The 21,222-nt window shown below is 45.1% G+C and carries 23 protein-coding genes; 11 read left to right on the top strand and 12 right to left on the bottom strand.

Translation table 11 applies throughout. The features are described 5' to 3' along the window. The first annotated feature begins 109 nt into the window (after positions 1-109). Positions 110-433, top strand: coding sequence for a DUF1825 family protein (locus QUB10_RS26795; protein WP_006632589.1), 324 nt, complete (start codon positions 110-112; stop codon positions 431-433). 343 nt (positions 434-776) lie between these two features. On the opposite strand, the gene QUB10_RS26790 is transcribed toward QUB10_RS26795, so the two are convergent. Further along, positions 777-2,696: a transglycosylase domain-containing protein gene (locus QUB10_RS26790; protein WP_333206201.1), complete on the bottom strand. Its 1,920-nt coding sequence runs from the start codon at positions 2,694-2,696 to the stop codon at positions 777-779. Between the two features lie 303 nt (positions 2,697-2,999). On the opposite strand from QUB10_RS26790, the gene tyrS reads away from it, so the two are divergent. The 3 genes from tyrS (at position 3,000) to QUB10_RS26775 (ending at position 5,806) form a co-directional block, all read left to right on the top strand. Continuing rightward, complete coding sequence (gene tyrS / locus QUB10_RS26785; protein ID WP_333206208.1) at positions 3,000-4,232, top strand: tyrosine--tRNA ligase; 1,233 nt, start codon at positions 3,000-3,002, stop codon at positions 4,230-4,232. Positions 4,233-4,347: 115 nt separating this feature from the next. Continuing rightward, a complete protein-coding gene (pyrF, locus tag QUB10_RS26780) occupies positions 4,348-5,058 on the top strand; it encodes an orotidine-5'-phosphate decarboxylase (protein WP_333206200.1) in 711 nt (236 codons plus the stop codon). A 166-nt stretch (positions 5,059-5,224) separates the two neighbouring features. Beyond that, positions 5,225-5,806 (top strand): hypothetical protein, encoded by a 582-nt coding sequence (locus tag QUB10_RS26775; RefSeq protein WP_333206199.1) that lies wholly within the window; start codon positions 5,225-5,227, stop codon positions 5,804-5,806. 30 nt (positions 5,807-5,836) lie between these two features. Here the strand turns inward: QUB10_RS26775 and QUB10_RS26770 are convergent, their stop codons facing one another. From QUB10_RS26770 to QUB10_RS26760, 3 genes are all read right to left on the bottom strand, one after another. Further along, positions 5,837-6,754 carry a Bpu10I family restriction endonuclease gene (locus QUB10_RS26770; RefSeq protein WP_333206198.1) on the bottom strand — a complete coding sequence of 306 codons (918 nt, stop codon included), beginning with the start codon at positions 6,752-6,754 and terminating at the stop codon, positions 5,837-5,839. Then, positions 6,747-8,015: a DNA methyltransferase gene (locus QUB10_RS26765; protein ID WP_333206197.1), complete on the bottom strand. Its 1,269-nt coding sequence runs from the start codon at positions 8,013-8,015 to the stop codon at positions 6,747-6,749. Before QUB10_RS26765 ends, QUB10_RS26770 begins: the two co-directional genes overlap by 8 nt. 223 nt (positions 8,016-8,238) lie before the next feature. Next, on the bottom strand, positions 8,239-8,925 hold the full coding sequence (locus tag QUB10_RS26760; RefSeq protein WP_333206196.1) for a uracil-DNA glycosylase: 687 nt from the start codon (positions 8,923-8,925) through the stop codon (positions 8,239-8,241). A 168-nt stretch (positions 8,926-9,093) separates the two neighbouring features. Here QUB10_RS26760 and QUB10_RS26755 point away from each other — a divergent pair, with 168 nt between their 5' ends. Beyond that, positions 9,094-9,765: a phosphoribosyltransferase family protein gene (locus tag QUB10_RS26755; protein WP_333062723.1), complete on the top strand. Its 672-nt coding sequence runs from the start codon at positions 9,094-9,096 to the stop codon at positions 9,763-9,765. Between the two features lie 42 nt (positions 9,766-9,807). Next, positions 9,808-10,098 carry a hypothetical protein gene (locus QUB10_RS26750; protein ID WP_333206195.1) on the top strand — a complete coding sequence of 97 codons (291 nt, stop codon included), beginning with the start codon at positions 9,808-9,810 and terminating at the stop codon, positions 10,096-10,098. 116 nt (positions 10,099-10,214) lie between these two features. Here the strand turns inward: QUB10_RS26750 and QUB10_RS26745 are convergent, their stop codons facing one another. Both QUB10_RS26745 and QUB10_RS26740 read right to left on the bottom strand, forming a co-directional pair. Further along, complete coding sequence (locus tag QUB10_RS26745; protein WP_333206194.1) at positions 10,215-10,598, bottom strand: VOC family protein; 384 nt, start codon at positions 10,596-10,598, stop codon at positions 10,215-10,217. 49 nt (positions 10,599-10,647) lie between these two features. Further along, positions 10,648-11,268 (bottom strand): histidine phosphatase family protein, encoded by a 621-nt coding sequence (locus QUB10_RS26740; RefSeq protein WP_333206193.1) that lies wholly within the window; start codon positions 11,266-11,268, stop codon positions 10,648-10,650. Between the two features lie 55 nt (positions 11,269-11,323). Here QUB10_RS26740 and QUB10_RS26735 point away from each other — a divergent pair, with 55 nt between their 5' ends. Next, a complete protein-coding gene (locus QUB10_RS26735) occupies positions 11,324-11,791 on the top strand; it encodes a hypothetical protein (RefSeq protein WP_333206192.1) in 468 nt (155 codons plus the stop codon). A 148-nt stretch (positions 11,792-11,939) separates the two neighbouring features. Here QUB10_RS26735 and QUB10_RS26730 read toward each other — a convergent pair whose 3' ends face one another. Then, positions 11,940-12,266, bottom strand: a complete 327-nt coding sequence (locus QUB10_RS26730) for a hypothetical protein (protein WP_333206191.1) — start codon at positions 12,264-12,266, stop codon at positions 11,940-11,942. A 471-nt stretch (positions 12,267-12,737) separates the two neighbouring features. Between QUB10_RS26730 and QUB10_RS26725 the strand changes: the two genes are divergently transcribed. From QUB10_RS26725 to QUB10_RS26715, 3 genes are all read left to right on the top strand, one after another. Continuing rightward, on the top strand, positions 12,738-13,019 hold the full coding sequence (locus tag QUB10_RS26725; RefSeq protein WP_190740781.1) for a hypothetical protein: 282 nt from the start codon (positions 12,738-12,740) through the stop codon (positions 13,017-13,019). A 218-nt stretch (positions 13,020-13,237) separates the two neighbouring features. Continuing rightward, positions 13,238-14,065, top strand: a complete 828-nt coding sequence (locus QUB10_RS26720; RefSeq protein WP_333206190.1) for a PHP domain-containing protein — start codon at positions 13,238-13,240, stop codon at positions 14,063-14,065. Positions 14,066-14,395: 330 nt separating this feature from the next. Beyond that, a complete protein-coding gene (locus QUB10_RS26715; RefSeq protein ID WP_006632574.1) occupies positions 14,396-14,605 on the top strand; it encodes a CsbD family protein in 210 nt (69 codons plus the stop codon). A gap of 337 nt (positions 14,606-14,942) precedes the next feature. On the opposite strand, the gene xseB is transcribed toward QUB10_RS26715, so the two are convergent. Next, positions 14,943-15,170 carry an exodeoxyribonuclease VII small subunit gene (xseB, locus tag QUB10_RS26710; RefSeq protein WP_333082161.1) on the bottom strand — a complete coding sequence of 76 codons (228 nt, stop codon included), beginning with the start codon at positions 15,168-15,170 and terminating at the stop codon, positions 14,943-14,945. Beyond that, a complete protein-coding gene (gene xseA / locus QUB10_RS26705) occupies positions 15,167-16,336 on the bottom strand; it encodes an exodeoxyribonuclease VII large subunit (protein ID WP_333206189.1) in 1,170 nt (389 codons plus the stop codon). The genes xseB and xseA overlap by 4 nt, the downstream gene beginning before the upstream one ends. 236 nt (positions 16,337-16,572) lie before the next feature. Between xseA and QUB10_RS26700 the strand changes: the two genes are divergently transcribed. After that, positions 16,573-17,358 carry a hypothetical protein gene (locus tag QUB10_RS26700; protein ID WP_333206188.1) on the top strand — a complete coding sequence of 262 codons (786 nt, stop codon included), beginning with the start codon at positions 16,573-16,575 and terminating at the stop codon, positions 17,356-17,358. A gap of 116 nt (positions 17,359-17,474) precedes the next feature. Here the strand turns inward: QUB10_RS26700 and gmk are convergent, their stop codons facing one another. From gmk to QUB10_RS26685, 3 genes are all read right to left on the bottom strand, one after another. Next, positions 17,475-18,029 carry a guanylate kinase gene (gene gmk, locus QUB10_RS26695; RefSeq protein ID WP_333206187.1) on the bottom strand — a complete coding sequence of 185 codons (555 nt, stop codon included), beginning with the start codon at positions 18,027-18,029 and terminating at the stop codon, positions 17,475-17,477. A 78-nt stretch (positions 18,030-18,107) separates the two neighbouring features. Beyond that, a complete protein-coding gene (gene remA / locus QUB10_RS26690) occupies positions 18,108-18,374 on the bottom strand; it encodes an extracellular matrix/biofilm regulator RemA (protein WP_236503792.1) in 267 nt (88 codons plus the stop codon). A gap of 1,015 nt (positions 18,375-19,389) precedes the next feature. Further along, positions 19,390-21,222: M3 family metallopeptidase (locus QUB10_RS26685; protein ID WP_333206186.1), on the bottom strand; the 1,833-nt coding region annotated here is incomplete at its 5' end.

Genomic DNA, 21,222 nt, shown 5'->3' with positions numbered 1-21,222 from the left:
TACCTTGAGGGGTAGGGACTTCCTCCGGCAACTGATAAAATGGTACAAAAAGCAGCGGGTTTTCTCGCCTCGATCAAAATTAGTTGAATATTAAAAAATTAGGAAAGCTATGGGATTTTTTGATTCAGAAATTGTTCAGCAAGAAGCCAAGCTGTTGTTTGAAGACTATCAATCTCTCATCAAACTAGGTGGCAATTACGGCAAATTCGATCGCGAAGGCAAGAAAATGTTCATCGCTCAGATGGAATCGATGATGGAGCGGTACCGTATTTTTATGAAGCGCTTTGAGCTGTCTGAGGACTTCATGGCTCAGATGACTGTAGAGCAGTTAAAAACACAGCTCAATCAATTTGGCATCACGCCCCAGCAGATGTTTGAGCAAATGAACTCAACGCTGGAGCGGATGAAATCTGAGCTGGAAAAACAATCTTAAGATCGGAGAAAGAAGGAAGGCACAACACGGATTTTGACACGGATACACGGATTAATTATCGAGTGTGAGCCAGAAGCCAGAAGTCAATCGATTTTAGATTTTAGATTTTAGATTTTAGATTGAAGCATTGACCCCACGCATAAATACGTTCGGCAAGTTTCATCTGATACAGGTTTTTTATTTCTCCACGGATGAATCACGTGGCGGGTATCCTGGATTCTTTCGGTCAGAGGAGAAATAATGGGTAATTGTCAACTGCCAAGTGTCAATTGTCAACTGTCAAACACCAACTGCCAACTGCCAACTGCCAACAGTCAACTGACAACTGACAACTGACTGATAATTAAGGGCGCTCAAAAGATGAAGCAGGTTTGAAACTTTCTGCGGGAACTCCCTGCAAAGCTTGGCTCATAAAATCACGCCAAACAGGGGCGACAATCCCACCACCAGTAGCACCATAGCTCATCGGTCTATAATTGTCATTGCCCATCCAAACAGCCACCGACAACTGCGGCACGTAACCCACAAACCAGATATCCCGTTCTGAAGAAGTTGTACCAGTTTTCCCAGCAGCCGGCCGCCCAAGTTGAGCCGCCCTTGCCGTTCCGCTGGTAATTACTCCTTGCAGGGCGCTGTTGACAGAGGCCGCCGCCCAGGAATTGAGAACTAATTTGGGTTTGGGCGTATTGTCGAGCAAGACGTTGCCGCTGCTGTCAGTGACTTGCACGATAAACGTGGTGTCAGAATGCCAGCCGTTGTTGGCGAAGGTAGCAAAAGCTCCGGCCATTTCTAAAGGAGTGAGGTCAACCGCACCCAAGGGCAAAGAAATCACCGGTTCCATCGGACTTCGGATGCCGAGCACGCGGCAAATCTCAATTACTTTATTCAATCCGACTTCTTGGCCAAGCTTGACGGCGGGAATGTTCAGAGATACTTCCAAAGCTCTGCGGATGCTGACTGCACCGGAGAAGCCGCCACCGTAGTTTTGAGGGTAGTAGTAGCCGTCGCCGTCGCGGTAGCCGACAGGGGAGTCGTAGACAACTGAATCGGGGCTGTATTTCCCGCTAGCAAAGGCAGCGTAGTAGATAAAAGGTTTAAAAGAAGATCCGGGCTGGCGGCGTGCTTGAATGGCGCGGTTGAACTGACTCTTTTCGTAATCGACGCCGCCAACCATTGCTTTGACGAAGTGGGTGCGGGGATCGACGGCGGCTAGGGCAATTTGACCTTCATCGCGATCGTAAAACAGCCCTTGGTAGTAAAGCCGATTGTGCCACGCTTTGACTGTTTCTTCGGCTATGCGCTGCATTTTGAGGTCGATCGTGGTTTGAACGCGCATTCCTCCCTTAACCACGGCATCTCGCCCAAAACGCCTTGTCAGTTCCTGGACTACGGCTTGTGTTACGTAAGGAACTTGAGATCCGCCAAAAGAGGTAATTTTGCCTAGCTTAATTTTTTCCTGGCGGGCAGCAGTTTCTTGGGCCGGCGTAATCCATTTAAGATCCTTCATGCGGCCTAAAACGAGGGCTTGCCGCTCTTTTGCCAACTTGTAATTGACGAAAGGACTGTATTCTTCGGGGGCAGAAATTAAGCCGGCCAGCATCGCTGCTTCTGAAAGAGTCAAATTACTTGCTGATTTGTTGAAATAGCTTCGAGAGGCTGTCTCTACGCCATACAAGTTGTGACCTAAGTAGATTTGATTCAGGTATAGTTGCAGAATTTGGTCTTTGTTGAGAATTTGCTCCAAGCGGATAGACATTACCGCTTCCGCTACCTTGCGACTAAATTTTGACTGGGGAGATAGAAACAAGTTTTTGACTAGCTGCATAGTCATAGTCGAGCCGCCTTCAACGGTTCGACCTTTTTCTAGGTTGACTATGAGAGCTCGGGCTATCCCGCCGGGGTTGATGCCTTTGTGGGTGAAGAAGTTGCTATCTTCGATCGCCAGAACAGCTCGTTTCAGGTTCGGGGAGATTTGGTCAAGGGGTACGACATCCCGGTTGGCTTCGTCGTGGATACTGGCTAGCGGCTTGCCGTTGATGTCGTAAATGTGGGTAGTTTCTGTAGGAGAGTAGGTTTGCAAGATCCGAACATCTGGCAAATTGCGGAAGCTGATCGCTAAGCCAACCAGTCCGCCAGCGACTACGGAACTGGCAAGCATTGTCATGCTGAGTATGGTTCCGGCGGTCACTTTACTGACTGACTGAACAAACTCGAATACGGGGGCTGAGTTTTCCGTGTTATTGCGGACTGCGTTGGTTGACACGTGGATTTCACTTCCTCACTCGATTTGGGGTTTAAGACTTTTAATTTTAGATGCGAACCCTAGAGACTGTCAGTCGATTTTAGATTTTAGATTTTAGATTTATTCCACAGATGAATCTGGGAGTTTGAACAAGAGTCTAAAATTTGGGGATCTCCACGACTGTTGTCGGGGGCTGGTATCCGTTTTTGGGCGGGGTCAGCTAATGAAAGCCGGTCAGCTTTGGGATTATAGTAGCTTGATAGTTATGTTTTTATGCGTCAACCAGTGAGTGTAACTAATTCTGCTGCACTTTGGCAAAATAATATGATGGACGATCGCTCCCCGATGATAACTCCTAACCTTTCAGCGCTTTACCGCGGCGTCAGCGAGATTTTTCCAGATCGACCTGATTCTAGCAACCCTGACGAAAATTTAGCCCAACTGCTGGCAAAAGTCGATCGACCTTTGCGCGTCAAACTGGGAATCGACGCCACAGGGGCGGACATTCACTTGGGACACAGCATTTGCTTCCGCAAGCTGCGAGCTTTTCAGGATGCAGGCCACACGGCGGTACTGGTCATCGGAGATTTTACCGCAAGAATTGGCGATCCGACAGGAAAGTCCGAGATGCGAAGCCAGTTGACGGCCGAACAAGTGGCGGAAAATGCCAAGACTTATTTAGACCAAGTGCGTCCGATTCTAGATTTTGACACGCCCGGACGTTTGGAAATTCGCTATAACTCCGAGTGGTTGTCAAAATTGGACATGGCGAAGATTTTGGAACTGCTAGGCACGATGACGGTGCAGCAGATGCTCGCTAAAGAGGGATTTGATAACAGGATGCAGCAGGAAAATGCGATTTTCCTGCATGAGTTTCTGTATCCACTAATGCAGGGTTACGATTCGGTGGCTTTGGAAGCTGATGTTGAGTTGGGGGGAAGTGACCAAAAGTTTAATATTGCGGTGGGGAGAGATTTGCAGCGCCATTTTGGGATGAAGCCGCAGTTTGGTTTGCTGATGCCGATTTTGATCGGGACTGACGGCGTGCAGAAGATGTCGAAATCTTTGGGCAATTATGTGGCTTTGTCGGAAGACCCGCTGACGATGTATTCTAAGTTGGAGAAAATTGCTGATAGTTCGATCGCCCAATATTTTGAACTATTGACAGATTTGCCACTTGATGAATTGCCAGAAAATCCGCGAGAAAAACAGAAACTTTTGGCTGTGGATGTGGTGCGCCAGTATCGGGGGCAGGAAGCGGCGGATCGCGCACAACAAGATGCAATGGCGCTGGTTAAAGGTGCTGCGGGACAAGCTGATGCTGTGGCGGAGTTTTCTTTGGCAAGTGTGCAATTTCCGGCTAAGTTGTTTTATATTCTGAGTGCTAGCGGGCTTTGTAAAAGTAGCGGTGATGCGCGGAAGTTGATGCAGGGCGGCGGGGTGAAGTTGGAGGGCGATAAAGTTTCTGATGTTAACCTCACCTTTGAATCACCTGCTGAATTGGAAGGTAAGGTTTTGCAAGTCGGGAAAAATAAGTTTGTTCGATTGGTGTCTTGAATAGACATCTCCAATAATTATTGTGGAACAGGCATCTTGCCTGTTCAAAACAGGCTTTTCTGGAGATGACTAATCTATTTTTTTAACCGCAGATGAATACTGAAGATGAACGCTGATGAACGCTGATAATCGAATTATTGTTGCTTTGGATGTTTCGAGTCAAGAAGAGGCGATCGCACTTCTGGACAAACTGCCGCAAGTATCTTTCTGGAAAGTGGGTTTGGAACTGTTTGTGAGTTCCGGGCCGGGGATTTTGGAAATTTTAAAACAGCGGGAAAAGCGGATTTTTCTCGATTTGAAGTTTCACGATATCCCGAATACTGTGGCTGGTGCTTGTCGGGCTGCTGCTAAGTATAATGTGGATTTATTGACGATCCATTCTACTTGTGGTAAAGATGCTTTGAAAGCGGCACAGTTGGCTTTGACTGAAGGGGCGGCGGCTGTGGATAAACCGAGTCCTAAGTTGATTGCTATTACTCTGTTAACGAGTTTGAATTCGCGACAGTTGGCTTTTGAGTTGAAAATACCTTTGGAGTTGCCGGAATTTGCTTTACACATGGCATTGTTGGCTAAGGAAACGGGTTTAGCTGGTGCTGTTTGTTCTCCGCAAGAGGTGGAACAGTTAAGAATGAGTTGCGGGGATGATTTTCTGTTAGTTTGTCCCGGTGTGCGTCCGAAATGGGCTGAGGGAGGAGATCAAAAACGATCGATGACTCCAAAGGCGGCTTTGAAAGCTGGTGCGGATTATCTGGTGATTGGGCGGCCAATTACTGCTTCGGATGATCCGGTGGCGGCTTTTGCGCGTATTTGTGAAGAGTTGGAGTAACAATATGAATGTTGTTTTTAACTCACATCTTGCACCATTCTCAAGAACAGGCAAGATGCCTGTTCCACAAGAAAATTCACTCTTTGTGGAACAGGCATCTTGCTTGTTCATAAAAGGCTTATTGAGAATGGTGCAACATCTCAGTTTTTACCGCCGATAAACGCCGATGAACGCCAAGGGAATTTTATCTGCGTTCATCTGTGTTTATCTGCTGATATCTGCGGTGGCAACTCCGACTTTAGCAGTTAATTTTGTGACAAATCATACTAACAGTATAAATGCCAGTCGGTATGATTTATTAGTACGATCGCCCTGTCCCGCTGATTTAGAAACTTTGGTCGATCGCCTGTTGCAAGATTTGCCGAGTTATGCTAATCGCGTAATTGTGCGATCGCACTTTTCTCCTAACACTAATACACCGCCCGGTTACGCGCTGCCGCAAATAATTTTAGCCGGCCGCCCGGAGTTTGAACCGCTACCTTTAAATTTTGAAGATGCACTTCCTGAAAATGCCAGTCAAGTTTTCATTACTACTTTGGAACGGCAGTATCGCGGGGGAAAACCAGTCGAAATTGAGCAATATCATTGGTTATTTTTCACTAAAACCGAGAACGGGTGGGAGTTGGTAAAAATCGTTTCTCGGTTTGGTACTGGGGCGGAGATTCGTCCTTTATTAGGTCAAGATAGTGAAAGCGAAATTGCTGAGGCTATTCGTTTGTGGTTGCGCGATTGTCAGGCAAAGCCATAGCTTTCGCTGGTTCAGATGATTTTTTTACACTTAAAAATAGCCTCTTGACAGCACGTCATCTTCGTCTAGTTCATCTTTACCAATCATCCCTTCAATCTCTTTTAAAAATCTCATAAAAACTTCCGGTGCAAAGGGGTTGTTATCGAGATGGTTGACAAAATAATCTTTATTTTTCTTTCTTCCCTCTACCGTACTAAAAGCACTTCTGATATTAGACGATAAGCGTTTTGCTTTTCTTAAAATTAGTATCTCATCAATAGCTGTGAGTGATGAGCTAATCGGCGACATATCAAGCCACTCACATAGCAAGAAATACTTGGCTCCTGGTACACTCAATTTTACATCCAGGGCAGTTGCTGCGCCCTCTTGAAACATGGTTTTATCAAGATTTGTTTTACACTCAGCCGCAACATAAGCAATATTTGCCTCACGGGAGGTAGTCTCCTTAAAATCTTGGTTATGAGAGGCTTTTAGGAATATTTTTCTACTAATTGCAAAATCTTGATCCTTGGCTCGAATACTCATCCCGCCGCCTTTTGGACTGAGTTTTAAACTTGACTCAAATCGTAGTGATGAAAAACACTGTGTTGGGCCAAAGGATAATTCTTTGTCCTTTAATGAATCTGCAAAGACGGTTGTAACTAAGATAGGTATAAATTCTTCAATAATTGAGTTGTCAAGTTTTAATTGCCCTTTTTGACGGTACAAAAAATCATTGTCACTGTCAAAAATTAGTTCAACGTCAATGTATCGCTTATAGGAGGTTAGATGGGATACCATCTCTGGAACAACTTTCAGATCATCCCCCCTGATGTTTTTAAGCGTTTCCAACCATTTTTTATAGTATTCGATTGCTTGATTAACACGCCGTTTATCTGTAGGAGGTAATTTCACGTTATCAAGTAATGCTGCTAGTTTGTCCCCATGTGGTTGAGCTAAATTAAACATAATTTTCTTCTTTTGGGTTGAGTATTTCAATGGTTTTTCGTGAACGCTGCAGATCGAAATAAGGTGAGGGCTGTACTGTGGCAGCCTTATCGATAGCATCCTTGATTTCATCTTTTACTTGTTCATTGGCTACGGAATAAGCAGATATTAAAGCTTCTATAGAAAGAGTTCTGGCTTGATGTATGGCAAAATAATACTGTAAGTCTTCTCTTTTTGTAAAGTGTAGTATATCTTCTTTGATAATTTTTCCATAACGATTTACAAAACTTCTTTCTTGACGGATATCTAAGCTAATCCCCAATACTTGACGAGCAACTTCTGCAACTAACTCCCCATTTAAAAAAGGCGTTCCTCTAATATTTGATTCTTTACCTACTACAAATATTATTCTACTGTTAGGGCGGCATATTCTTAACAATTCTTGCAAAGTATAGGCGAGGTCTAAGCAATATTGAATGACAGTTAGAAATCTATTACTTCTATGCTTGCGATTAGAACCAAACTCGGATTTTGCCACCTCTAAAATTTTCCAGTTTAGTGCTTCAGTAGAACCGCGATACTGCTGATGATAGTTAAATACATTGATATAAGGGGGGGAGGTAATCACAAGATTGACGCTGGAGTTTTGTAAGGGAACGTGTCTTGCATCGGCATTGTAGGCATTTATCGGCTTTTTACTATAGGGTAGTTTAAGGACAAAAGTAGCGATATTTTCCGCAAGTGTAAAAACTCTTGATTTGGTAAGTTTTTTGTTTTCTAAGTCTAGCAATATCACTAATACTTCATGTAGAATATTAAGGAAGTTTTCTTCATCATCAACGGCTACATCTACAATTTTATCTATTAAATCATTAGGTGTAAGTTCTTTTTGTATTGTTTGGAAGAGTGGCATTCTCTCCCATATCTCTGTTTTTAGTTGAGCGAGAAAACAATTGATACATTTTTCACGCTTTCCGGGTGAAATAGTGATGAATTTATAAGTGTTAGCTAGGATTAAAGCTGCTGGATTGATTTCTGTTCCGCAGGCTTCCACTCCGAATCTTCCTGCCTCATATAAAACTGTTCCACTACCTAAAAATGGATCAAAAATAACACTATTTTTAGTTGCGTATTTATCAATCAAAGTTTCGACGAACTGGGGTGAAAATTGCCCTTTCCAAGGAAGTGGATTAGTACGTTGTTTATCTTCAATGTCTAATAGTTCTTGAGGAATTTCTTGTCTATTGATAGGAGTTTCACTAAAAATACTAGAGACAACCATAATTCGGATTTTTACTACGGGGCGTGAATTTATGAATGGAAAGCGGGAACTTGTTTTGTAGATGGCAGGTAAAAATCAGAGATTGTTGGTGAAACCCGTCCCCTACTAATTGCACATGAAAATTAATTATAATTTTTCGGTGGGTGGGGGCGGGTTTTAAGATTGTGGGTAAAAATCCGAGATTGTGCCTCAAACCAGCCTACAAATCAACAAGAAAAATTGATTAGAATTGCTCTTTGAATTCATCCAGTTTAGCCTTGATAGCCTGCATATCTTGCCACATATACCATTTTGGAGTCTCCGGTTCGCGGGAGGGGTTTCGCAACAAGTACGACGGGTGAAAAATTGGCATACACAAACGATTTTCCCATTTAATCCATTGACCTCTGATTTTACTAATAGGCCGCTTGTCGCTTAGCAAAGCTTTGAGGGCTGTTGCACCAGTTAATAAAATAATTTTGGGGTCTAAGATGCGAATTTGTTCGAGCAAGTATGGTTTGCAAGCTTCGATTTCTTTTGCTGTCGGAGGGCGGTTGTTGGGAGGGCGACATTTGATGACGTTGGCAATGAATACGTCGGTTTCTGCACTCAATCCCACGGATTCTAAAATCTTATCTAACAGTTTGCCCGATCGCCCGACGAAGGGCAATCCGGTTTCGTCTTCGTTTTGTCCGGGCGCTTCTCCCACAATCAAAATTGAGGCTTGAGGATTGCCGCGCCCGATGACGGCGTGAGTGCGGCTGTTGCCCAATTCGCAGCGGTAGCAGCGGTTGCAGTGCTCGCCGATTTGTTCCATATTTTGATAAGTGCCGGGAGGAATGGGAATTTTGGCATTTGCTGGTATTGAGTCAGTTTGGAAAGTGGCACTTTGATTGTTGTCAAAAAGGCTGAGTTGCAAGTCGCTGGACATAAATTTTACAATTAGGGAGATATTTTGGAGTCTAGAGTTTATAGTTTAGATCGGGTTTGGTGATTTGAGATTGGCTAGAAGCTTGTAGGTGATGCTGTCGAGCGTACAATCTCCAATTAACACTGGCACAATCTCCAATTGTTTGGTTGAGCTCGTACAGGCAAAAATATGTTCTCTAACCCGTTTTTTGACGATCGCGCCGATGCAGGCGAAAAACTGGCCGAGGCAGTTGTGGACGAGTTCGGCAAGTTGAGTTTAATGACACAGAAGGCGGTGAAACCGATTGTTTACGCCTTGCCGCGCGGGGGTTTGCCCGTTGCTGTGCCGATTGCGCGCCGCTTGGGCTGTCCTTTGGATGTGGTTGTTGCCAAGAAAATTACTCGCCCAGATAATTTAGAATTGGCGATCGGGGCTGCAACTGCTGACGGTCACGTCCTCTGGGAAAAGCAAAAGCAGCACAATTTACGCTTGCAAAAATCAGCCCTGCCCCTGGCTCAAAATAATGCTCAATCTCTGCTGGCAGATTTGTCTCCGGGACGCCCCAATATCAGCGCGGCGGGGGCTTTGGCGATTTTGGTAGATGACGGCATTGCTACAGGGATGACGATGGCTGTGGCGGCTAAGGCTTTGGAGTCGCAGCAACCGCTGGCTTTGTGGATTTGCGCGCCTGTGGCCCCGGCAGATTTGATGGGATTTTTGGCCCAAATGGGCGATAAGTTGATCGTTCTGGAGACTCCTCACCCTTTTTACAGTGTCAGCCGCTTTTACGGGCAATTTCCGCAGGTTGAGACGGCGGAGGCTTTAAGGTGTTTGCAGCAACAAACTGAATGGCGATCGTAGGTTAAGCTAGAAGGCTAAATCCAAAAGCTCGATCGCTAAAACATGAGACCTTGGCAATATTGGTTTGACACTTTGATTCTGTCTACTCAGCACAATCCGCCTCGCTTTGTTGAGTTGGTGATGTTGACTTTGGCGATGATTTTGCTTGGGCTGTGGAGTGTAACATTGCAGTGGCAGTATTTAACGCTGTCTTTAAGTTATATAATTGGTTCGTCTTTTTCAATTTTGGTGCGGGAATCCATCGATCCACGGCCTCAATTTCAGCTAACTCACCTGACAGCTTTGTTGTTATTAATTATCAGTTTTTATAGTTTTGCTGAACTGATTAGGTAGTTGATGTTTTTTTTGACGAACCGCGAAGACGGGAAGAACCACAGGCGGGACGCCTGTTCCACAAAGGAAGAGAAGAGGATAGAAGAGAAGATCGAGAGTTCACAAATCATTAGCCCTCATCCTACATTCTCATGGGATTGATGTAAAATTATGCGGTTCCCGGCAGGATCGAAGGCATAGATTTCTAGACCGTGAGAAGCTTTGATAATTTCTCCGCTGGGCGGATAACCTAAAGCCCAAATTCGGGCGATCGCAGTTTCGATATCGCTGACTTCCAGACACAAACTCATGCCTGTTTTTGCTCGACTTGCAAATTCCGATTTGTGGGAATCTTTGGGTTTGAATATGCCGAGTCTTAAGCCTGGGAGTTGAAATTCAGCATAAGTATTGGGAATGTAAGGGTTGGGTTCTATGTCGAGAAATTTTGTGTAAAATTTAACTAGAACTTCTTTATCAAGGTCTGCTAAAGTCACTAGGGCGGCGCTGTATTGGAAACTCATATAAATTGGTAATGGGGAATTGGTAATATTATTATAACTTTTTATTGATTTAAAATCCTCCAATTCGTCCGACTATTTGGATTTTACCATGTGGAGAGCCTTGGAGAATCACAGCTTCGCCGCTTTGCGGTACAATATCAGTAATCGCGGTAATATTTACTTGATGAGTTACCATAATAATTGCGCCTTTAGTGTTGCGGTTGTCCACAATTAATTTGCGAATTGCTGCTGTTTGGCTGGCTTCTTTGCTGCTGTCGCTAAAGAACGAGTTCAGGGCTGGGAACGGTTCGACTTTGCCTATATTTATCAGTTTTGCTGTTTCCAAACACCGACACCACTGACTCGATAAAACTCTGGCCACTTTGATGTTGCGGTTGCGAAATTCGGCTCCAATTTGCTTGGCTTGGGTTCTTCCCTGTGCAGATAAATTGCGCTGGGTGGAACAGTCACCCAACTTAAAGTTAGCAGGATCTCCCGTACCTGGGGCGATCGCGTGTCGCATTGCTACCACCAACCCCGTTTCATCCCGCTGCAACAATTGCCACCCTGCTTGAGTTTGCGCGTTGGTTGCTGCCTCAGAACTTGCAGTTGCAGTAATTAAGCCGATCGACAATACTAAAGCTAGCGACCGGAAAAACCATTTCCAGTTAAGGTAAATCCGTGCAGCCATTGTTGCAGAAGTTAGGAATTAACTTATCATATTATAATACAACAAATATTGCTCTATGGAACTCACCAATTTTATTGCTCTGTCTGTCATTATTGCCCTCGTGCTGGGGATTGGGTTTGGAACAATGACTTGGGCTTACTTCGGCAATGGCAGCATTTCTGTACTCTTTAAAGAACCAATTTTAACTAACCCAGAATTTCCCGATACCGACAGCGGCAGCAAAGCTTCCGTTTATTTCCAACAAGGAATTGAGGCTTATCAGTCGGGAAAGTACCGCAAAGCCAAAGATAAATTTACCAGCGCTGTAGAACAAGTTTCAACTTTAGCAGAAGCTTACCACAATCGTGCATTGGCTTGTGCGAATTTGCGATCGGATGACGAGGCTGTTGCAGATTTGATCCGTGCCAGCGAATTATACCAACAGCAGGGGGCTGGATTTGCGATCGACACAATTAAACAAAATCTTGCCGCCTTGAAGCAGCGCAAATTAGAACGAGAAAAACAAAAAGCAGTAGCGACCTAAATTATTAGGTTCGGCCCCTGGAACTCAACCCACACCTAGAGTTTTGGTCTGACAAACCCGGTTTCTTTAATGTGGTTGGGAGAAACCGGGTTTGTTTACATAATTTTTATTAAAGTTGAAAATCAAGTTTTAACATTCTCCCGCTCAACTAAATTGTTCTGGAATCTTCTATTTGGTCGATTTGAGAAATCATCATTTCTCGGCTAGGTGCCACAACTCGATAATTAGTAATGGGATCGTAAGCTTCCCACTCTTGAGTCACTTCGCTGTCTTGCCACAAAAACCATTCCCGGTAAATTTCGCCGTCATCAATGTCGCCGCACAAGGGAAGCCAATCATCTCCTCCCAAGCTCTCAAAATCTCCTCCTACTAAGTCAATCCAAGCTGCAAGGATACAAGAGTCACTAGCATTATTATTAACAGCAACGGTGTTAGATTCAATAGAAGTTTCGGGAAAACAAAGTGTGGATTTCATAAGCTGTACCTGAATGTTATGTTATTAATTTATAAAAAAATCCTCTACGGCAGTGACAGCAGAATGCCGCTATCTCAACCTCCACAGTTCCCACCTCGAAAAACCTTGACACCCAAAGCGCTCAAATGCCTCTGCTGTAAGACTTGAGACCGCTTTGAGTCAAGTCGCTACACAGGCTAAATTGAGCCACTTTGCCAACTGGCATACAAGAAAGCCCGATCGACCAAATATTGCTGGCGAAGGATCTCGCGCATTAAGGAGCAAAGACAGCGCGACTGGCAATTGTATACTGGGTAAGTTGGCGAGTTTCCGTACAGTTTTTGTGATAAAATTAGCAGTAACCGGACTTTCGTACCGACAGCCGGGTCTTGTCAAAAGCTTTCCAACGAGCTTTCCAATCGTGGTGCGATCGCCAGTTTTGATTTATTGTTAATTTTGCGAAGTCCCGATCGACTGTTAGGGAAAAAAATTATGCAAGCAACCAACCAAGAAGGAATTATCAATCTGACAATCCACTATACCAACGGCAAACAGCAACACTTCCAGTTCATTGCGCCAGAGGGAACAGTAGGAGAGCAAGCAACTTTAGGCACTCGCCTGCACAAAATGTTGACAGCAGACCCGGTAATTCTCGAATTGGCAGATAAACTGGTAGTTATCCCAGTTCACAACATACAAAGTATTGAAATATCGCCGGTTCCTCCCAAATTGCCAGAGGGTGTCCTTTACCCAATGCGAGAAATCAAGAAATAGCTAAGGTGTTCTGCATCTAAATTTAACAGAAATGGCGGGCAAGATGCCCACCCCACGCAAGCTTTTAATAAACAGAAATTTCCCCATTAAATGCGCGAAAAGTTATTACAGCTCACAGATGGAAATTACCCAAAAATTTGTCGATCGCAGGGACGATATATGTGGCATGAGTGAGGGGAATAATTGCCGATTTCGCAGACTTTAACTTACCGAAAAAAATGCTAGAACTCCACTGTCACACAACTTATTCCGACGGCACTCTCACCCCTGCCGAACTCGTAGCCGCGGCTGCGTCTTCGGGGGTTCGCGCCTTGGCTGTCACGGATCATGATACGATGTCGGGTTGGGATGAAGCCTTCGCCGCTGCTGCTTTGCACGGTATAGAAATAGTCCCCGGACTCGAACTCAGCACCGTTCACAACGGCCGTTCCCTGCACATTTTAGGTTTTTATCCTGATGCAAATAAGTTGCGAGTTCCTTTGAACGATCGCCTGGAAGGAAGGTTTCGCCGATCGCAGGAAATGGTCGAAAAATTAGCAGCAATGGGATACGCGATCGAACTGCCAAAAACATCCCCAGGAATGGCACCGGGACGGCCTCACATTGCCTCTGCACTTGTAAAAGCCGGTCACGCGAAATCATCGCGGGAAGCATTCGATCGCTGGCTGGGAGATGACGGCCCGGCTTATGTTCATTACGAGAAATTCTCGATCGTCGAAGGCATTGATTTACTGAAAAGTTGCGGCGCAGTACCGGTGTGGGCTCACCCTTATTTATTTCGCGGCGGCGCTGTTGAGGAAGTCTTAAAAGAATTAGTAGATGCGGGTTTAATGGGAGTTGAAGTATACCATCCCACCCACAGTTCTAGCCAAATCCAAAAGTTGAAAGATTTGTGTCTTCATTACGGTTTGCTGGCAACGGGTGGCAGCGATTATCACGGCCCAGATCCGGAAAGGAAAGCAGCAGATAGCACCCAATTGAATATGCTGCATTTGCCGTTAGAATTGCTGGAACCGATTAAAGTTGCTGCGGCGAGTTTGAAATAGTTGTTTAGGACTCATATTTTACAGCATTCTCAATTAGGCTTTTATGAACAGGCAAGATGCCTGTTCCACAAGAAAATTTATCTTTTGTGGAACGGGCCGGAGAGCCCGTTCTTGAGAATGGTGCAACATCTCAGTTATGACGAATTTGGCCGACGTATTCAGTGGTAAAAAAAAGGAATCCTTCGCTTTTTGAGTGAGTAATTTGTACTAAGTAAATCATCAGCAGAAGATCGATGTCAAGCAGAATATAAATTAATATGAAGTTAAAGGCAATTGCAGGCGAGTTGATTTTACAATGTTACTAAAGCAACTTGCCAAACGGAGCTTATCATGAGTACAGAAGACAGAGCGAAGGCGATCGGCAAAAATTTAGAAGGCAAAGCTCAGGAAATTTTCGGCAACATCACGGGAAACAGAAAAGACCAGGTTGAAGGTAAAGCCAAACAAGCGGAAGCTGCCGCCCGCCACGCTGCAGAAGATGCTAAAAATGCGGTGAAAAATCTGGCAGATAAAGCCAAAAGGTCGATCGACAAATTGTAAGCTGTCGATCATCTAAATTTTATTTTTGGGGCGGGCGAGATGCCCACCCCACAATAATTTTATAGCGCCTTGAATGTAAAATTTGTATGGGTCTGAGCTGAGCAAATCCTTTGTCATCAATGGGGTTTGATATAATTTATTCTGGGAATTTGCATAAAACTGAGGTCGATCGCAATTACTTGTTGTGCTCTTTAAAAACCAGTATCTAGGCGGGGCGGGTTTAGGAGATATTTAGTTTTCAACATAGATGGTTGGTAAAACCCGCCCCTACGATCGCACAAATTATCCAATAACGAATCAACATATTTCACCTACATTAATCCCCGTTCACCTGCGCTTAAAAATCGGGTTCCGCAGCCAAAAGCTCGATCGACAAATCCATCTGTTCCTTCCCCCGCGCCAAAAAGCTTTCGCACTCCTGCCAACACTCCACAGCCACCCCAAACTGCTCGAAAACCTCCTCAAGAGGCAATTCTCCCGATTCCACCCGATCGATAATCGCTTCAATTCGATCGACCGTTTCCTCATAATTCCAGTCAGACTGGCGCAACTGCGAATCAATCATAACTTTTCTTCCGCATCCAATACTTCTACAATCTTAACTTTCAGCACGCCCCGACTCAACCTCACAGTCAATTCCTCTCCCAATTCCAAACCGTAAGTTGTGCGGACGATCGTACCGTCACTTTGGATTACCGCCGCATAACCCCTTTGCAATACCGCCGCCGGATTCAGTGCGGATAACTTTTCTTGCAATACTTCTAGTTTACCAGTTGCTTGCCGCAAAGTTCGGGATGTCGCAGGCAAACGTTTTAATCGATTTTGTAACAGTTGCAAATGCTCTTCTTCTGTCTGAAATCTTGCCCGCACAGCACTTGCTAAATTGACCATTCGCTGCTTGTGTTCAAAGTAAAGATCTGCTAAAATTGGTACTGCTTGAGCGGCCGCCGCAGTGGGAGTGTGCGCTCGTTTATCTGCTACTAAATCGGCGAGAGATTCGTCTCTTTCGTGCCCGATACCGGTGATAATTGGAATCGCACAATTGGCGATCGCCCTGACAACTTTCTCATCATTAAAACAAGCCAAATCTTCCGCAGAACCGCCGCCCCGCCCTAAAATGATCACATCCGCCCTACCGTCCAATTCTACCCGGGCGATCGCGCGGGCGATCGCAGCAGCAGCCAATTCTCCCTGCACTCCAGTCGGCGACAGCAACACCCGCAAACCCGGATATCTTTGGGCTAGAGTCCGCTGAATGTCTCCCCAAGCAGCGCCAGTATCGGATGTCACCACGGCCACAATTTGCGGGTGTGCGGGAATCGGACGCTTTCGGGCGGGATCGAAGAAACCCTCAGCATCCAAGCGCGATCGCAATTGCTGCAACCGCAAAGCCTGCAATCCTGCCCCAGCCGGTAGCGATTGCACAACAGTCAACTGGTACTCGCCGCGATTTTTGTAAACCCGGATGCTTCCCAAAACCAGCAACTGTTCCCCTTTTTCCGGGATTTGCACCAATTTTTGCCGCTGAGAATTCCACACCACGCAGCGAATAGCAGCGCTTTTGTCGGTGTCGCAGAGAGTGAAAAAGCAGCCGCTGGGGTGGTGCGAAACGTTCGACACCTCGCCTGTCAGCCAAACTGATTGCAGGTTGCGATCGCCCTCCAACAAGTCTTGCAGGTATGATGTTAGTCCGGCCACAGATAAAGCTGTATCGGGAAGAATTGAAGTCATCCAATTTTAGATTTTAGATTTTAGATTTTAGATTTTAGCTACTATCAATGCTTCGGGCAGTGTGTGATTGCCAAGCGTAAAATAAGGGTTTCAGGGCGATTGCCGAATCGACTTGCTAACGAAAAATCAAGGGTTTCAGAATACAATCTCAAAATAGTCCGGACTATTGTACTATATCTAAGGTAATTTATTTGTAGGCTGAACGGGCGATCGTAATTTTAACTGCAAACAAACTAATGATATCAGATACAATGACTTCGATGAATGTGCTGCGCCAAGAGGCGGCGGCGATCGGCATTACTGAGGAAGAAGCCAGAAAATATGGCGACCTCAGACATAAAAGAACTTGGTCTTTGGCGATCGAACATCACCTCTCAATGCAAGATTTTGCCGATCGCATAGAACAATCCTTCACAACTTCCGAACCCGATTCCTCCAGCGCACTCAACCACTCTCAGACTGCGGAGTCGAAAGACTATGGTATTCAGCTAACAGCGAACCTAGGCGAATCTAGAGTAACCAGGGAGAACCAAACAGCCTCTCTTGCTTCGCCACAACAGCAAGCAGTAGCAATCGGGCGATCGCACGGTAATTCCGACCACCGCAGCGACCAAAACCGAGGTTTTAAACAAGTAGTTCAAAATCATATTAAAGCATTAACAATTGCATCCGCATCCCGCACAAACCTGCCCCATTCACAACTGGGCAATTGGGTTTGTCCTGAGTGTGGGCCCGAGGGCGAATTGGGTTGTTACCTTTGCGCCGGAGAAGGCAATGTAGGGGACATTGCAGCTATTGGCTGGACGCTAGCTTATATGGAAATGTTGGGCTGTTCGGCTCGCGAAATTGAACCGTTGAGAAAATTTTCGCCTTCATTGAATATTCTGGAATTGAATTTCAAAGTTTGTGTTGCTATCAAACAAAGTAGCGAAGTTTTAGCCAGGACGGAGAAATGGGTAAGATTGAAGGAACAAGGAATGCACGACACTGATTTTGACACGGATACACGGATTAATTCTTAATGGTGATTCAGAAGTGAGAAGAAAAAACAACTATCAGTGTATCCGTGACTTCCGTGTCGTGCTGTTGGGCATTAGTCTCAATAAAACTTCAAAATTCACTCATCCCCACCTAAAAATTACTCCAAATTAAGTATTGATTCTAGCTTTTTCAAAGCAAATTCCAAGTCGTCATTAACAACTTGGAAATCGAATTCCCCCGCAGCTTCAATTTCCTCTTTAGCCCGCACCAACCGACGGGCGATCGCACTTTCGGAATCTTGACCCCGACTCCGCAGCCGCCGCTCCAATTCTTCCCAAGAAGGAGGTAAAATAAAAATTCGCAGCGCCTCTGGAAACTTATTTCTAATTTGCCTAGCCCCTTCGAGCTCAATTTCGAGCAATACCCATTTTCCCTCACCAATTCCTTGCTTGAGACCAAAATAAGGAGTACCGTAAAAATTACCGGCAAACTCGGCCCATTCCGCCAACTCTCCAGCCTCAACCATTTGTTCAAAGCGGCTGCGGCTGACAAAATAGTAGTGCTGTCCCTCAATTTCTCCCTCACGGGGCTCACGAGTTGTCACCGATACCGAAAGATATAATTCGGAATGGCGATTGAGGAGCGATCGTACTAAGGTGCCTTTCCCCACACCGCTAGGCCCCGTCAGAACAATTAATTTACCAGATTTCATTTTTAGAAGAGAAACGTGTAACAATTCAAGTTTTCGCTTACTCTAAACTGTAAGCGCTCAAATTGCAACTGACAAACCTCAATCATCCCGACTTTGACCGTCTTTGCTCACCACAAAACGATTAGCAACCGTTTCCGGCTGAATCGCCGAGAGGATGACGTGACTCGAATCTGTAATAATTACCGCTCTCGTGCGGCGCCCGTAAGTAGCGTCAACCAGTTGTCCCCGCTCCCGCGCATCAGTAATAATCCGCTTAATTGGCGCTGACTCTGGACTGACAATGGCAATCACTCGATTAGCAGACACAATGTTACCAAAACCGATATTAATTAATTGAATATCCATGAAAATCTTAATCTATGGGTGAACGACTAACTATCAATCCTTACTTTTTATCATATAATATACAACGATTTTTTCTGATAATCCTCAAATTAATCTCAACTAAGTTTTTTAGTTTCTACCTAAAATTTTTACCCTTTTGACACCCAGTACGCCGTTCTTTATCAAAAATTCAAAAAAGACTCGCTGTTGTAGCTCTATCTTAAAGATTTGGTAAAAGCGTCGATTTTTAGTTGCAAATAAAAGCATTAGCTGTAGCGAGAAAAGAGTCCGTCAATGTTGCGAAATATAAAGTTAATTTCAGGGAGAGGGAAAGTTAAGTATAATCAGTGATCAATGACAACAAATATTCACAAATGCTAGTTTGATGAGCATTAAACCTAAACTAAAAGCTGCTGGCGATCCTCTTCGTTGGCGTAGCCCCCGTAGGGGCGGGCTTCGCTAACGCACTTTTTGCCCGATTTTCCACAAAAATATTGGGGATGATGTGCCAAACTACAGATGTTTATTGCATGATTTTCTACAATAAAATTGGTTTGTAGTGAGGACTTTAGTCCTATTAATACCAATAAAAAAGTGTTGCTAGAATTCTCAATTTTATAACTATTATGAAATTTTGTCGAGTCCCGCGCCGGACACGGCATTGCCGTTTCCCTACAGATGATAGCAGGATTATAGCTAGCAAGAATGGGGGGAATTAGTATAAAAATCTGAACCTTTTAGTTTTTACTACAAACATTTTGAATTCAGCACAAGTTAGGCAAAAAGTGGTTTGACGCATGATATGAATTCCGGTTGAATTGGAATGATTAAACCGCAGAGGACACAGAGAACACAGAGGAAGAGAACAGAGAGATATAATTACGATGCTACTGGATTTGATATGAATTATAGCGGTAATAATTCATGCACACCGCACCCTACACATACAGGATATGTGTAAATCTTGTTTAACAAAAAACAGGGATTAATGCAGATAAATTCACCCGCATTAATCCCCACTAATTGCACACTTAAATTAAGCGGCAACTAAACCGCTGTGCCTCAACAAAGCTTTAGTGCTCGGTTCGCGTCCCCGGAAAGTTTTAAACACTTCCATCGGGTGCAAACTGCCGCCCAATCCTAACACTGTATCTCGGAAGCGCTTGCCTGTAGAGGCGATCGCACTTTCATCTTCCAAACCCGCTTCCTCAAAAGCTGCAAAAGCATCAGCGCTGAGCACTTCCGCCCATTTATAACTGTAATACCCCGCCGCATAGCCACCCGCAAAAATGTGTCCGAAAGCGCACAAAAATGCGTCTTCTTCCAGAGGAGGCAAAACAGTGGTAGTTTTAGCGATACGGTTGCGGACATCGGCCACAGTTTCGCTGCCGCCCGATCGATAGCGGTGGTGCAATTCGATGTCAACGCTGCTAAAATGTACTTGCCTGAGCATGACGGTGCCGCTCATGTAGTGGCGCGCTGCTAGCAGTTTTTGGTAATAGTGTTCCGGCAAAGTTTCCCCGGTTTCGTAATGCTTTGCCATCCCGAACAAAGTCGCGCGATCGTAACACCAATTTTCCATAAATTGACTGGGCAATTCCACTGCATCCCACTCAACATTATTGATGCCCGAAGCCCCCGGATAGTCTACCGTTGTCAGCATATGCTGCAAACCGTGACCGAATTCGTGAAACAAAGTTTCGACTTCCAAGAAAGTCATTAAACTCGGTTTGCCGTCAACCGGAGGACTTTGGTTGCACACCAAATAAGCCACCGGCAACCGCGTGGTTGTTTTTCCCGCTTCCACAAATTTAGCGCGCACCACGCACTCGTCCATCCAAGCACCGCCGCGCTTTTCTTCGGGGCGGCTGTAGGGGTCTAAATAGAAATTGGCGATCGTATTTCCTGCTTCATCATCTATTTGGAAATAGCGCACATCTTTGTGCCACACAGGAGTTTGACCGTCCGCCGCAGTTACTGTCACGCCAAACAGCCGCTTTACTAATCCAAATAACCCCTCTAATACCTGTGGCAAAGCAAAATAAGGGCGCAATTCTTCGGCACTAAAAGCAAACTTTTCTTCCCTGCGCCGTTCCGACCAAAAACCAATATCCCAGTGCTTCAAATCTCCAGCTTCCGCCGCGCCTTTTTCCGCAGCAAAAGCCTTCAATTCTTCCAAATCTTTGACAGCAGCATCATAACTAGCCTGACGCAATTCTTCTAACAAAGCTTCCACTGCTGTAACGTCGGGAGCCATTTTGCTCGCCAAGCTCAATTCGGCATAACTACTAAACCCTAGCAAAGCAGCTTTTTCCTGGCGCAAAGCTAAAATGCGATCGGTTAACGGCCAGTTATTCAATTCTCCGCTACTTGCTCTGCCGACAAAAGCTTTGTACAACTTTTCGCGCAAGTCGCGGCGGGTGCTGTGCTGCATGAAAGGGCCGTAACTCGGAAAGTCTAAAGTAATCCGCCAAGGGCCGTTTTCGGGATCTGCATTTTCTTCGCCAGCGCTGCGAGCGGCTTGAGCTGCTAAACTCAACAAACTCGGCGGCAAACCGTCAATTTCGTCTTTGTTTGTGAGGGTGATGCTGAATGCTTTGGTAGCGTCGAGGACGTGATTGGAAAATTGGGTAGTAATTTCGGCCAATTCTAATTGAATGGCATTAAAACGCTCTTTTTGCTCGCCTTCTAAACCGACGCCGGAGAGTTGGGCGTCTCGGAGAGCGGCTTCGACAATTCGCTTTTGAGCTGACTCTAAGCTGTCCCAATTTTCACTAGCCCGCAGCGCTTTAAAACCCACATTCCGCACCCCCAACTGGCACATACGCGGATTGAGGAAGTAAAAGTGAATCATCGGAGATAATAATGA

The sequence above is a fragment of the Microcoleus sp. B5-D4 genome, from assembly GCF_036705145.1.
GTDB lineage: Bacteria > Cyanobacteriota > Cyanobacteriia > Cyanobacteriales > Microcoleaceae > Microcoleus.
The sequence above is the reverse complement of the archived record's forward strand: the minus strand, read 5'-3'. Positions and strand labels throughout refer to the sequence as shown.